Raw genomic sequence first — 13,535 nt, 5'->3', positions numbered from 1 at the left:
TGGCCCCATAGCTCAGCTGGATAGAGCGAGCGCCTTCTAAGCGCTAGGTCGCAGGTTCGAGCCCTGCTGGGGTCGCCATCCCGCTGGACAACCGGCCATGGGCCTGGGCAATAGGCAGCGCACGGCGGTCTTCGTTCCTTATCGAAGATCGGCGAGACCGGTGGAGGTTAGCATGGCCGCCTTATCCGAAGCACCTGCCGCCGCCCACGGGCCGGTTCGTATGGTCGATCGGCTGGCTGGTTCCAACCTGCTCGCGCTTGCAACGCTCCTGCTCGTAACCTTCCTGGCCCTCGCACCCGGCTTCACCGGTCTGCCGCCGATGGATCGGGACGAGCCGCGCTTCGCACAGGCCTCCAAGCAGATGCTGGAGAGCGGCGATTTCGTCAGTATCCGCTTCCAGGACGAGGCCAGGCTCAAGAAGCCGGTCGGCATTTACTGGCTGCAGACGGCTGCCGTCAGCCTGGGGGAGAGCCTTGGAGTTCCAGAGGCGCGCACCACGATCTGGCTCTATCGCATTCCCTCGCTGATTGCCGCGATCGGTGCGGTGCTGCTGACCTGGTGGACTGCCATTCCGCTCGTGGGCCGCCGCGCGGCCCTGCTGGCAGGACTGATGATGGCCGGCTGCCTGCTGCTTGGCGTCGAAGCGCGCCTGGCCAAGACGGACGCGACCCAGCTTTTGACGGTGATGGCGATGGTGGGTGTGCTGGCCCGCTTCTTCATGGCCTCCCGGCGTGGCGATCCCTTGCCGGTGGGCTTGAGCCTGCCGGCCGTGTTCTGGATCGGCATGGCGGCGTCCATCCTGATCAAGGGGCCGATCGGAGCCCTTCTCGTGGCCTTGACCATTGCCGGTACGGTGGCTGCCACGCGTGACTGGCGCTGGCTCGGAAACCTGCGCTGGCTTTGGGGCATCCTCTTCACTCTCGTCCTGGTGTCGCCCTGGTTCATCGCCATCATGATCCAGACCAAGGGTGCCTTCCTGCAGGAATCGGTCGGCAAGGACATGCTGAACAAGGTGGCGGGTGCCCAGGAATCCCATGGCGGCTGGCCCGGGACCTATCTCGCCGTCTTCTGGGGCACGTTCTGGCCCTTCGCGCCGCTGGCCGCCCTGGCCGTGCCATGGATCTGGCGGCAGCGCCGAACCGCATCGGTGGTCTTCCTGCTGGCCTGGTTGGTGCCGTTCTGGCTCGTCTTCGAATTCTTCCCCACCAAGCTGCCGCACTACGTCCTGCCGGTCTATCCGGCGATCGCCATCCTGATCGCTGCGGCTGTTTGCGACGATGGACTCTCGCGAAGCCTGTGGGCTCGCATCGTGGCGGGGCTCATTCCCTTCCTGGCGCTGGTGTTGGCCGTCGTCGCGGTCGGCGCGGTGTGGTTCTATCAGCGGGAGATTGCCTGGCTGACACTGCCCTTTGCCATCCTGGCGATAGCGGCGGCATGGTTGGCCTGGCGGCGGCTGGGAGAGGACAGAGGCGCCGAGGCCGTTCTGGCCTGTCTCGCCACCAGCCTGTTGCTCTATTGGGGCATCTATGCCGGTGCCATTCCCAAACTGCAGGCCATGGCCATCAGCCCGCGCCTGGCCGCGGCGGCACAGACGTCGCAATGCCCGCATGTTGCAGCCGCGAGCGTTGGCTTCCGCGAGCCCAGTTTGGTCTTCCTGGCCGGGACGGATCTGGATATGCCCAGCCCCGAAGGCGCAGCGGATTTCCTGGGGCAGGGCGCCTGCCGGGTCGCCTTTGTCGACAAGCGTTTCGAGCCTGCGTTTCTGGCCCGCCTCGCTGCGAACGGCACAAAGGCTGATCCGGTTTCCAGGGTTGCGGGAATCAACATCAACGGCGGCAAGAAGCTGGATATCGGCGTCTATCGCAGCCCATAGCGTTGCCTGCGGCTGTAGGTCATTGTTGTCGCATCGCTTTTGCCGAAAGGCGGCGCCCACTTTTCGGTACGATGCTCTAGGTCTCGCTTTTGTCGGGCTTGAAGGCGATGCCCTTTTGCATGGCGGTCTTGCCGAACTTCGCCCGGACGGCATCGATGGCGTTTTCGGTCGCGACCAGGCGTTTGGCGTTGGGGTCGGCGAGATCGCCGTGATCGGCATCGGCCAGATCGGCGAGGCCGGTGACCCCGATGCCGATCAGGCGATATTGGGTGCCATCCGTCTCCTTCGCCAACAGTTTCTTGCCGGTTTCGAAGATGCGGGTAGCCAGGCGTGTCGGTTCATGCAGGCTCTGGGCGCGAGTGCGGAGACGAAAATCGGCCGATTTCAGCTTCAACGTCACGGTCGAGCCGGCAATGGCGGATTTCTTCAGCCGGGACGACACCTTTTCCGACAATTGCCAGAGAATCGGCAGCAGGCTTTCACCGCTGGCAAGATCATGATCGAAGGTGGTCTCGGCCGAGACGGATTTGCGGTCGCCCTCTGGGTCGACCCTGCGGGCATCGCGGCCAAAGGCGAGGCGGGCAAGCCGCTGTCCTTCGACGCCGTAGCGCCGCATCAGAGGCAGTTCTCCGGCCTTCTGCAGATCGGCGATCGTGCGAAGCCCGTCCTTTTCGTAACGGGCTGCCCCGGCCTTGCCGACGCCCCAGATGAAGGAGATCGGGCGCGGGGCGAGAAAGTCCGGTGCCTCCTCGGGCGAGAGCACGGCAAAGCCGCGAGGCTTTTCCAGATCGGAGGCCGTCTTGGCCAGGAATTTGTTGGCGGAGAGCCCGATGGAGACGGTGATCCTCAGTTCCTTCTCGACCTGGTTGGCAAAGCGCAGCAGCGTGCGCGCCGGGCTGGCATGGTGCAGGCGGTCCGTGCCGCTGAGGTCGAGAAAGGCTTCGTCGATCGAAAGCGGCTCGACCAGCGGCGTCAGCGCCAGCATCATGTCGCGGACCTGGCGGCCGACCTCGACATATTTCTCCATATTAGGCCTGACGACCACCGCGTCCGGGCAGAGCTTGAGTGCCTGGAACATCGGCATGGCCGAACGGACCCCATAGGTGCGGGCGATGTAGCAGGCGGTTGAGACTACGCCGCGCTTGGCGCCGCCGACGATGACCGGCTTGTCGGCCAGCGAAGGATCGTCGCGCTTCTCGATGGTGGCGTAGAAGGCATCGCAGTCGACATGGGCGATCGTGAGGCGCTCGAGTTGCCGATGCCGGATGATGCGGGGCGAGCGGCAGGCAGGGCAGCGATCCGCCTCGCCAGCCTCGCCAAGACAGTCTCGGCAGAGCGCGCTCATCAATCCCAACGAAGGCCGAGCTGGAACGCCGCCCGTTGCAGGTCTTCGGGGGAGAGGCCATTTTCCGCGGCAAAGCCGGCAGCACTCTCTTCATCCGAGAGGACGTGCTGCAGCACCGAAGCTAGAAATCCAGGCTTGGCTGCGGCACTGCGAATCTCCTCGGGTGACAGGCCGGTTGCCATGAAGAAACCATTGAGTCGATCTTCATTGGCAGCAATGAAGCCGAGAGCCGCCGTCGCGATTTCTTCGGCACGTTGCTTTTGAGCTGCCTGCCCGGCGGTTTGCCTGAACATTTGATTTCCCGTTTGGTAAGGACTGACTGCTAACAACATGCCGGTAAGCGGGCGTGGTTGAAAACAGATTCGCAGCCCCGATATCCGCGGTTCATTCTAGAGCAAAGTGCGTTTTGCTGAAAACGCTTCCTTGTTCTAACTCTTTGTATTGACGCGTCTTTGCGATTCCCGGCGATTGTGCCGGATCGAAAGATGCTTTGGCGCAGACGAGGGTCTTCATGGCCAAGAAAGTCCTGATCGTGGAAGATAACGAGCTCAACATGAAGCTCTTCCATGATCTGTTGGAAGCCAACGGCTACGACATCGTGGAAACCCGCAGTGGCATCAATGTGATGAACCTGGCGCGCGAGCATCGTCCCGACCTGATTCTGATGGATATCCAGCTGCCGGAGGTTTCGGGCCTCGAGGTGACACGATGGCTCAAGGATGACGATGAGCTGAAATCGATCCCGGTGGTCGCCATCACCGCTTTCGCCATGAAGGGCGACGAGGAACGCATCCGCCAGGGCGGGTGCGAGGCCTATCTGTCGAAGCCGATCTCGGTGGCGAAGTTCCTGGAAACGGTGCGCGGTTTCCTGGGAGAGTAGCGATCTTGAGGGGCATCGAGGGATGCCTGGATCCCAGAAGTTCTCGTTGTGTCAGTCGTGGCTGAGGGGCGGGCGCGGCAGGTATTGAGACGCCTCCCTGGCAATGAAATCGAGCGCTTCCTGGGCCGGGGGGAGCAGCACCTTGTCGACCCGGCGTACCACGAACCATTGCCGCGTCACCGGCAGGCCTGCCACGTCCAAGGTCACCAGGCGTCCGTCTTCCAGTTCGGTCGCAACCGTATGGGCCGAAAGGAAGGCGATGCCGAGATCGGCGATCACACTCTGCTTGATCGTCTCGTTCGAGTCGAACTCCATGCCGATATGGGGCGCAAGTTCCGTCTGCTCGAACAGGCGTTCCATCAGCATGCGCGTGCCCGATCCGGGCTCGCGCGTGAGGAAGGTCTCATGCGACAAATCGACTGCGGCAAGGCCTCGCTCCTTGGCCAGCCAGTGAGTGTGCGATGCGATGATGACATGCGGGTTCTGGCCGATCAGGTGCTTCTCGACCTCGATGTCGGGCGGCGGGCGGCCGGTGATGGCGACGTCGAGCTTGTAGTCGCGTAAGGCCTGCATGATTTCAGCGCGATTGCCGATCGACAATGTCACTTCGATCCGAGGATGCGCGCGCGAGAAGGCCGCGATGATGAAGGGGACGAAGTACTTGGCGGTACTGACGGCCCCGATCGAGACACGTCCGGCAGTTTTCCCGGAGATGATGCCCAGTGTCGCTTCGCAATCGGCAATGGCTGCCTCGATACGGCTGTGCAATTGCAGCATCTCGACGCCGGCATCGGTGAGGATCATGCCGTCGCCGGTCCGTTGCAGCAAGGGCAGGTCGGCAAGGTCCTGCAGATTGCGCAGCTGCAATGTCACCGCCGGTTGGGTGAGGTGCAGGGCCTTGGCGGCCGACGTCACCGAGCCGCTCGACGCGATGGCGGCGAGGGCACGCAGCTGCCGACGGGTGATGTCTCGCAGGCGAACGGCCATATAAGGAAAACTTTTGCAAAGGCGAAGAAAACAAAATTTCGATTATTTTCTATTTTCGGTCAAGCTCCTCGAAAGATCGCGAAATGACGATGCCTCGCAGGAGGCGTCATCCGGGGGAGAATGCCGATGACCGACAAGCCGACTCTGGACGCCTATCTCACCCGCCACGCTGGCAGTGACATGCTCAGGGTTGCGGTTGCCGAAGTCGTCGCCAGCCTCGCCGCGGCGGCCATCCGCGTGTCGGAGGCAGTGTCGCTGGGGACCCTCGCCGAGATCGTCGAGGAGGCCCGTGGCCACAACGCCGGCGGAGACGAACAGAAGGATATGGACGTCTGGGCCGACCGCCAGTTCCGGGAAGCTCTGAAGGTCTGCGCGATTGCGGCCTTCGCCTCGGAGGAAGTCGACGAACTGGAGATCTGGGATGCGAGCCAGCCTCTCTGTGTCGCCATCGATCCGGTCGACGGCTCCGGCAATCTCGAGCTCAACATGCCCGTGGGCACGATCTTTTCCATCATGCCGACACCGGATGAGTTCGTGCTGGCATCGGCGGCCGACCGCACCCTGGTCTGGCCGGCAGGCACCAGCCAGCTTGCCGCGGGCTTCGTCATCTACGGCCCGCAGACGACCTTGGTGCTTTCGCTCGGCGAGGAGGTGGACATTTTCACGCTCGACCGTCGCAGCGGCCACTTCCGCCTGACCCAGGCCAATGTCCGCCTGCCGGACCAGGACCAGCCGGAATATTCGATCAATGCCTCCAATTACCGGCATTGGGAGGAGCCGGTGCGGGCTTTCATCGACGAATGCCAGGCTGGCGCCGATGGTCCGTCAGGGCGCGACCACAACATGCGCTGGCACGGGGCACTGGTGGCCGACACGTTCCGGGCTCTCACCCGAGGCGGCATCTATCTCTACCCGGCCGACGCCAGGAGCGGCTACGGGCAGGGGCGCCTGCGACTGATCTACGAAGCCTATCCCATGGCTTTCCTGATGGAGAGGGCGGGAGGGGCGGGGTCGAATGGCCGTATCCGTATTCTCGATATCCGCGCGACCTCGCTGCATCAGCGTGTACCGCTGATCCTCGGGGCCACCAACAAGGTCGCTCGTTTGGAAACGCTGCATAACAGGCCGGGCTTGTGGCCGCCGACCTCGGCGCCCTTGTTCGCCAATCGCGGCCTCTTCCGCGTTTGAGCTCGGGGAATACCATGTCGATCAAGCATCCGATCATTTCCATTACCGGCTCGTCCGGCGCCGGCACGACCTCGGTCAAGCGGACCTTCGAGCAGATCTTCCGCAGGGAGAACATCGAGGCGGCCTATGTCGAGGGCGATTCCTTTCATCGCTATGACAGGGCAGAGATGCGGGCCCACATGGCGGATGAGGCGGCCAGAGGTAACAAACATTTCAGCCATTTCAGCCCGGAAACCAATCTGTTCGCGGAGCTGGAGGCACTGTTCCGCGACTATGGCAACCATGGAACCGGCACCACGCGCCACTATGTCCATGATGACGAGGAGGAGATTCTCTACGGGGCCCCGCCCGGCACGTTCACGCCCTGGAAGCCGCTGCCCTCAGGCACCGACCTGCTCTTCTATGAAGGGCTGCATGGAGCGGTGGTGACCGACGAGGTCGACGTTGCCAAATATGCCGATCTCAAGATCGGCGTCGTGCCGGTGATCAATCTCGAGTGGATCCAGAAGCTGCATCGCGACCGTAGCACGCGGGGTTATTCGACCGAAGCGGTGACCGACACCATCCTGCGGCGCATGCCGGACTATGTGAATTATATCTGCCCGCAATTCACCCATACCGACATCAATTTCCAGCGCGTGCCGACGGTGGATACCTCCAACCCCTTCATCGCGCGCTGGATCCCGACGCCGGATGAGTCGATGGTGGTGATCCGCTTTCAGGTGCCGCGGGGGATCGATTTTCCCTATCTGCTGTCGATGATCCCCAACAGTTTCATGTCGCGGGCCAACTCCATCGTCATCCACGGCTCCAAGCTGGATCTGGCCATGCAGCTCATCCTGACGCCGCTGATCCTGCAGCTGGTCGAACGCAAGAAACGCGCTGCCTGACAGCGCGCCCACAAGACACAGAGCCTTTCCGTGAACCACACCACCGTCTGCCCAGGGCAGCGGAATGGGAGGACATGCCCGTGAATATCTCGACACCATCAGCCACTTTCGAGACCTCGGTGCCGCATCGCGACATGGCCAATGCCCTGCGCTTCCTGGCCATTGATGCCGTGGAGAAGGCCAAGTCCGGCCATCCCGGCATGCCCATGGGCATGGCCGACGTCGCCACCGTGCTGTTCTCCCGCTTCCTGAAGTTCGATCCGTCGGACGCGGCTTGGCCGGATCGGGACCGCTTCGTGCTCTCGGCTGGACATGGCTCGATGTTGCTCTATGGCCTCCTGCATCTCACCGGCTACCCCGAACTCACGCTGGAGGAGCTGAAGTCCTTCCGGCAATGGGGCTCCAGGACGCCGGGACATCCCGAATATGGCCACACGCAAGGCGTGGAGACCACGACGGGCCCGCTCGGGCAGGGATTGGCGACGGCCGTCGGCATGGCCTTGGCCGAGCGCCTCGCCAACGCCCGCTTCGGAGACGATCTCGTCGACCACCATACCTATGTCATCGCCGGCGATGGCTGCCTGATGGAAGGGATCAGTCACGAGGCGATTTCGCTGGCCGGCCATCTCAAGCTCGGCAAGCTGATCGTGCTGTTCGACGACAACGAGATCTCGATCGACGGGGCCACCTCGCTCTCCTGCTCGGACGACCAACTCGCGCGCTTTGCGGCTTCCGGCTGGTCGGCGCGCCGGGTCGACGGCCATGACCGCGAGGCCGTGGCCAAGGCGATCGCCGAGGAACGGGCGACGGAACGGCCCTCGCTCATCGCCTGCCGGACCATCATCGGCTTCGGTGCGCCCAACCGGCAGGGCACCGAAAAGGTGCATGGTGCGCCGCTCGGTGCCGAGGAGAACCAGGCGGCGCGCGAGGCCCTCGGCTGGCCATACGAGCCCTTCGAGGTTCCGTCCGAGATCCGCGAGGCCTGGCTGGCCGTGGGTGCCCGCGGCAAGGCTGAGCACGAAGCCTGGCAGCAGAGGCTGCGCGATGTCGGCGAGGCCGAGAGGCGGCAGTTCGACGAAGCCCTCAAAGGCAAAGTGGGTGCTGAACTGAAGCGTGCCTTGGCCGATATCCGTCAGCGCTTTGCCAGCGAATGCCCGACGATCGCCACGCGGCAGGCTTCCCAGCAGGTCATCAATGCGATCGTTGCCGCTCAGCCCAATCTCCTGGGAGGCTCAGCCGACCTCACCCATTCCAACCTCACCCAGGCAAAGGGATTGCAACCGGTCCAGGCCGAGGATTTCTCCGGCGGCTACATCCATTACGGCGTGCGCGAGTTCGGCATGGCCGCGGCGATGAACGGCATCGCCCTGCATGGCGGCTTCATCCCCTTTGGCGGTACCTTCCTGGCCTTTGCCGACTATTCGCGACCGGCGATCCGGTTGGCGGCCCTGATGGGGCTACGCGTGATCCATGTGATGACGCATGATTCCATCGGTCTCGGCGAGGACGGCCCGACCCACCAGCCCGTGGAGCATCTGGCGGCGTTGCGGGCCATTCCCAACCTTCTGGTGTTCCGGCCAGCGGATGCCGTCGAGACCGCCGAGGCCTGGGAGTGCGCGTTGACGGCCGAAAGGCAGCCTTCCGTGCTCTGCCTGTCGCGCCAGGCGCTGCCGACGCTGCGTTCCGACTGCGGCGTGAATGGGGTCGCGCTCGGCGCCTATGTCCTGGTCGAGCCGCCAGGGGTGCGTGACGTTACCTTGATCGCCACGGGCTCGGAGGTTTCGATCGCCGTGGAGGCGGCCGAACTCCTGGCGAAGGAGGGCATTCGCGCCGCCGTGGTGTCGGCACCCTGCTTCGAGCTCTTCCGACGGCAGGGGCCGATCTATCGCCAGGCGGTCTTGGGAACGGCTCCGCGCATCGGCGTGGAGGCGGCGGTCGAAGGTGATTGGCCGCGCCTGCTCGGGGCGGACGGCGTCTTCATCGGCATGACAGGCTTCGGCGCCTCGGCGCCGGCCGGCGACCTCTACCGGGAGTTCGGCATCACCGCCACCGTCATCACAGAGGTCGCGCGCCGGCTCGTGTCCAGGCCAGCCGAATAGTTTGTCAGTCTGTAAATTTCAAAAGTCGCATTTGAAACGGAGGGCAGCATGGCCCGTATCACCCTCAGGCAATTGCTGGATGACGCTGCCGAGCATGGCTATGGCGTGCCAGCCTTCAACATCAACAATATGGAGCAGGCCCTCGGCATCATGGAGGCTGCGGCAGCCGTCGATGCGCCCGTGATCCTGCAGGCCTCTCGAGGCGCGCGCTCCTATGCCAACGACATCATGCTGGCGAAGATGGTCGAGGCCCTGGAGGAGATGTATCCGCAGATTCCCCTCTGCCTGCATCTCGACCACGGCAATGAGGAGGCGACCTGCGCGACGGCGCTGCGCTACGGTTTCACCTCCGTGATGATGGATGGCTCGCTCGAGGCCGACGCCAAGACACCGGCAAGTTACGACTACAATGTCGCGATCACCCGCCGTGTCGTCGATCTCGCCCATTGGGTCGGTGCTTCCGTCGAGGGGGAACTCGGTGTGCTCGGTTCGCTCGAGCAGGGCGGAGGTGAGCAGGAGGATGGCCACGGCGTCATCGGCGAAGTCAGCGATGACCAGTTGCTCACCGATCCCGATCAGGCGGTGGATTTCGTGCGGGCCACCAGGGTCGATGCCCTGGCTATCGCGATGGGTACCTCGCATGGTGCCTACAAATTCAGCCGCAAGCCCGATGGCGACATCCTGGCCATGCATGTGATCGAGGAAATCCATCGTCGCATGCCCGGTGTGCATCTGGTCATGCACGGTTCCTCCTCGGTGCCGCAGGAGTTGCAGGACATGTTCAACGCCTTTGGCGGGGAGATGCCGCAGACCTGGGGCGTGCCGGTCGAGGAGATCGTCCGGGGCATTCGGCATGGCGTGCGCAAGGTCAATATCGATACCGATTGCCGGCTCGCCATGACCGCAGCCTTCCGCAAGGTCGCCAGCGAGAACCGCAGCGAGTTCGATCCACGCAAATTCCTCAAGCCTGCCATGGAAGGGCTGAAAACCCTCTGCCGCGAACGTTTCGAGGCGTTTGGCACGGCGGGACACGCCTCGCGGATCAAGGTCGTTCCGCTGCCCGAAATGGCCCGGCGCTATCGCGCCGGCAGCCTGGAACCGAAAGTTGAAGGCCTGGCGGCCGCAGCCTGAGGCGCTTTGCGATGCAAGGGCTCATCAAGCTCGCAAGGACGCGTCGAGACCAGGGACTGGCGCAATCCACCCAATCAAGGAGGACGAGATGAATGTGAATACGCAAACCGTCCGCGGCAAGGATCGCTACCGGTCCGGCACGATGGAATACAAGAAGATGGGCTATTGGGAGCCCGACTACGAACCCAAGGACACGGACGTCATCGCGCTGTTTCGGGTAACCCCCCAGGACGGTGTCGATCCTATTGAGGCCTCGGCGGCCGTGGCGGGTGAATCCTCCACCGCCACCTGGACGGTGGTGTGGACGGACCGGCTGACGGCAGCGGAAAAATACCGGGCCAAGTGCTACAGGGTCGATCCGGTGCCGAACGCGCCTGGCCAGTACTTCGCCTATATCGCCTACGACCTCGATTTGTTCGAGCCGGGTTCGATCGCCAATCTCTCGGCCTCGATCATCGGCAATGTCTTCGGCTTCAAGCCCTTGAAGGCGCTGCGCCTGGAAGACATGCGCTTCCCCGTGGCCTATGTGAAGACCTTCCAGGGACCGGCGACCGGCATCGTGGTCGAGCGCGAGCGGCTCGACAAGTTCGGCCGGCCGCTGCTAGGGGCCACCGTCAAGCCCAAGCTCGGCCTGTCGGGCCGCAACTATGGACGCGTCGTCTACGAGGCGCTGAAGGGGGGGCTCGATTTCACCAAGGATGACGAGAACATCAACTCGCAGCCCTTCATGCATTGGCGCGAGCGCTTCCTCTATTGCATGGAAGCCGTGAACAAGGCACAGGCCGCGTCCGGCGAGATCAAGGGGACCTATCTCAACGTTACCGCCGGCACGATGGAGCAGATGTATGAGCGGGCCGATTTCGCCCGGGAGATCGGCTCCAACATCGTGATGATCGACCTGGTGATCGGCTATACCGCGATCCAGTCGATGGCGGCCTGGGCGCGCCGCAACGACATGATCCTGCATCTGCACCGGGCCGGCCACAGCACCTATACGCGCCAGAAGAGCCATGGCGTGTCGTTCCGCGTCATCGCCAAATGGATGCGGCTCGCCGGCGTCGACCATATCCATGCCGGCACCGTGGTCGGCAAGCTCGAAGGCGACCCGAATACCACGCGCGGCTATTACGATATCTGCCGCGAGGACTTCAATCCGACCAACCTCGAACATGGTGTCTTCTTCGACCAGCACTGGGCCAGCCTCAACAAGCTGATGCCGGTGGCGTCCGGCGGCATCCATGCCGGCCAGATGCACCAGCTTCTGCACCTGCTCGGCGAGGACGTGGTGCTGCAATTCGGCGGCGGCACCATCGGCCACCCTCAGGGAATCGCCGCCGGCGCCACGGCCAACCGCGTGGCGCTGGAAGCAATGATCCTCGCCCGCAACGAAGGGCGCGACTACCTGCATGAGGGCCCGGAAATCCTGGCCAGGGCGGCCAATAGCTGTACCCCGCTCAAGCAGGCGCTCGAGGTGTGGAAGGACGTCACCTTCAACTACGAATCCACCGACACGCCGGACTTCGTGCCCACCGTCGCCGTCACCGCCTGAAGGGAGAAAGACGATGCGTATCACACAAGGGTGTTTTTCCTTCCTGCCCGATCTCACCGACGAGCAGATCGGCCGGCAGGTGCAATATTGCCTGGAACAGGGCTGGGCGGTGAACATCGAGTTCACCGACGATCCCCATCCCCGCAACACCTATTGGGAGATGTGGGGCCTGCCGATGTTCGACTTGCGCGATGCGGCGGGCGTGATGATGGAACTGGCCGAATGCCGGCGCGTCTATGGCGATCGCTATATCCGCATCTCGGGCTTCGATTCCACGCATGGCTGGGAGTCGGTGCGTATCTCCTTCATCGTCAATCGCCCGAAGGACGAGCCCGGCTTCCGCCTCGAACGTCAGGAAAGCGTCGGACGCAACATCCGCTACACCACCCACAGCTATGCCGCGGACCGGCCGGAAGGCCAGCGCTACGGCTCATAGGCTCGGATTTGGGCGGAAGTGGACAGTCTCGTTACCTTCCCCCTCCAGGGGAGGGTAAGCGCGGCGCCCACCGGCTCTATGTCTAGTCGTTCCCAGTCCGGCTGATGACGGCAGTGCCTCCCGTCTCTGGCGACCAGCCGGACAACTTGCTCCGTCGCCCCTGGGGCGGCGGAGTCTTTATCGGCGAGGATCACCATGCTCGATGCAAACACCGTGAAAGTGGCCGCCGAGACCGGTACGCCGGCAGCTGAGACCATCGATCTCAGGCAGGAGTTCGAGGCGGTCGGCATTGCCGATGTCTTCGCCCAGCTCGATCGCGAACTGGTCGGCCTCAAGCCGGTGAAGACGCGCATCCGCGAGATCGCTTCGCTTCTCATGATCGAGCGCATCCGGCAGAAGATCGGCCTGGCGAATGATCCGCCGACCCTGCACATGTCCTTCACCGGCAATCCCGGTACCGGCAAGACCACGGTAGCCCTGCGCATGGCCGACATCCTGCATCGCCTCGGCTTCGTGCGGCGTGGACATCTGGTTTCGGTGACGCGGGACGATCTCGTCGGCCAGTATATCGGTCACACCGCACCGAAGACCAAGGAGATCCTCAAGAAGGCGATGGGCGGCGTGCTGTTCATCGATGAGGCCTATTACCTCTACCGCCCCGAGAATGAGCGCGACTACGGCCAGGAATCCATCGAGATCCTGCTGCAGGTGATGGAGACGCAGCGCGACGATCTGGTGGTGATCCTGGCCGGTTACGAAGATCGGATGCAGAAATTCTTCGCCAGCAATCCCGGCTTCCGCTCGCGGGTCGCCCATCACATCGATTTTCCCGATTATGAGGAAGGCGAACTGCTGTCGATTGCCGAGCTGATGCTGCAGGAGCGCAATTACCGCTTCGATGCGCAGGCGCGGGCGGCGTTCATCCGCTACATCGAGTTGCGCAAGACCCAGCCCTTGTTCTCCAATGCGCGCTCCATCCGCAATGCCCTCGACCGCATCCGCCTACGCCAGGCGAGCCGGCTTGTCGACGACCTCGACCGCAGGCTGACTGCGGACGACATCATGACCATCGAAGCGGCCGATGTTCTGGCGAGCCGCGTCTTCGCCAAGGGCGCACAGCCCGATGGCGGAGGCGCCTGACCAAGATTGCAAGGGAA

At 63.4% G+C, this 13,535-nt stretch carries 13 protein-coding genes and 1 tRNA gene; 10 read left to right on the top strand and 4 right to left on the bottom strand.

Annotated elements, in window-relative coordinates:
* Window position 1 precedes the first annotated feature (1 nt).
* Together QM672_RS06405 and QM672_RS06400 are read left to right on the top strand one after the other, a co-directional pair.
* Window positions 2-78: transfer RNA gene (locus QM672_RS06405), tRNA-Arg, on the top strand.
* Window positions 79-172: 94 nt separating this feature from the next.
* Entirely contained in the window at window positions 173-1,873 is a 1,701-nt protein-coding gene (locus QM672_RS06400) for an ArnT family glycosyltransferase (protein ID WP_415081346.1), read from the top strand.
* A gap of 76 nt (window positions 1,874-1,949) precedes the next feature.
* Here the strand turns inward: QM672_RS06400 and QM672_RS06395 are convergent, their stop codons facing one another.
* The 3 genes from QM672_RS06395 to QM672_RS06385 all read right to left on the bottom strand — a co-directional run bounded on the left by QM672_RS06395 (window position 1,950) and on the right by QM672_RS06385 (window position 3,731).
* A complete protein-coding gene (locus tag QM672_RS06395; protein WP_415081344.1) occupies window positions 1,950-3,218 on the bottom strand; it encodes a DNA polymerase IV in 1,269 nt (422 codons plus the stop codon).
* Window positions 3,218-3,511, bottom strand: a complete 294-nt coding sequence (locus tag QM672_RS06390; protein ID WP_311934840.1) for a DUF3572 domain-containing protein — start codon at window positions 3,509-3,511, stop codon at window positions 3,218-3,220. Before QM672_RS06390 ends, QM672_RS06395 begins: the two co-directional genes overlap by 1 nt.
* Window positions 3,512-3,602: 91 nt before the next feature.
* Complete coding sequence (locus QM672_RS06385; RefSeq protein WP_311934839.1) at window positions 3,603-3,731, bottom strand: hypothetical protein; 129 nt, start codon at window positions 3,729-3,731, stop codon at window positions 3,603-3,605.
* Here QM672_RS06385 and QM672_RS06380 point away from each other — a divergent pair.
* Window positions 3,730-4,098, top strand: coding sequence for a response regulator (locus QM672_RS06380; protein WP_068297025.1), 369 nt, complete (start codon window positions 3,730-3,732; stop codon window positions 4,096-4,098). The genes QM672_RS06385 and QM672_RS06380 overlap by 2 nt on opposite strands.
* Window positions 4,099-4,149: 51 nt before the next feature.
* On the opposite strand, the gene QM672_RS06375 is transcribed toward QM672_RS06380, so the two are convergent.
* Window positions 4,150-5,085: a LysR family transcriptional regulator gene (locus QM672_RS06375; RefSeq protein WP_311934838.1), complete on the bottom strand. Its 936-nt coding sequence runs from the start codon at window positions 5,083-5,085 to the stop codon at window positions 4,150-4,152.
* Window positions 5,086-5,211: 126 nt separating this feature from the next.
* Between QM672_RS06375 and QM672_RS06370 the strand changes: the two genes are divergently transcribed.
* The 7 genes from QM672_RS06370 to cbbX all read left to right on the top strand — a co-directional run bounded on the left by QM672_RS06370 (window position 5,212) and on the right by cbbX (window position 13,518).
* A complete protein-coding gene (locus QM672_RS06370; protein WP_311934837.1) occupies window positions 5,212-6,273 on the top strand; it encodes a class 1 fructose-bisphosphatase in 1,062 nt (353 codons plus the stop codon).
* Window positions 6,274-6,287: 14 nt separating this feature from the next.
* Window positions 6,288-7,163, top strand: coding sequence for a phosphoribulokinase (locus QM672_RS06365; protein WP_311934836.1), 876 nt, complete (start codon window positions 6,288-6,290; stop codon window positions 7,161-7,163).
* A 74-nt stretch (window positions 7,164-7,237) separates the two neighbouring features.
* Window positions 7,238-9,262, top strand: a complete 2,025-nt coding sequence (tkt, locus tag QM672_RS06360; RefSeq protein WP_415081340.1) for a transketolase — start codon at window positions 7,238-7,240, stop codon at window positions 9,260-9,262.
* A gap of 48 nt (window positions 9,263-9,310) precedes the next feature.
* A complete protein-coding gene (gene fba / locus QM672_RS06355; RefSeq protein WP_415081338.1) occupies window positions 9,311-10,393 on the top strand; it encodes a class II fructose-bisphosphate aldolase in 1,083 nt (360 codons plus the stop codon).
* Window positions 10,394-10,481: 88 nt separating this feature from the next.
* The gene (locus QM672_RS06350) at window positions 10,482-11,942 is read left to right on the top strand and encodes a form I ribulose bisphosphate carboxylase large subunit (protein WP_311934833.1); all 1,461 of its coding nucleotides are present in this window, start codon (window positions 10,482-10,484) and stop codon (window positions 11,940-11,942) included.
* A gap of 13 nt (window positions 11,943-11,955) precedes the next feature.
* Complete coding sequence (locus QM672_RS06345) at window positions 11,956-12,378, top strand: ribulose bisphosphate carboxylase small subunit (RefSeq protein WP_311934832.1); 423 nt, start codon at window positions 11,956-11,958, stop codon at window positions 12,376-12,378.
* A gap of 195 nt (window positions 12,379-12,573) precedes the next feature.
* Window positions 12,574-13,518, top strand: coding sequence for a CbbX protein (gene cbbX / locus QM672_RS06340; RefSeq protein ID WP_394308786.1), 945 nt, complete (start codon window positions 12,574-12,576; stop codon window positions 13,516-13,518).
* Window positions 13,519-13,535 lie beyond the last annotated feature (17 nt).

The sequence above is a fragment of the Labrys sp. (in: a-proteobacteria) genome (genome assembly GCF_047605565.1).
Lineage (GTDB): Bacteria > Pseudomonadota > Alphaproteobacteria > Rhizobiales > Labraceae > Labrys > Labrys neptuniae.
The sequence above is the reverse complement of the archived record's forward strand: the minus strand, read 5'-3'. Positions and strand labels throughout refer to the sequence as shown.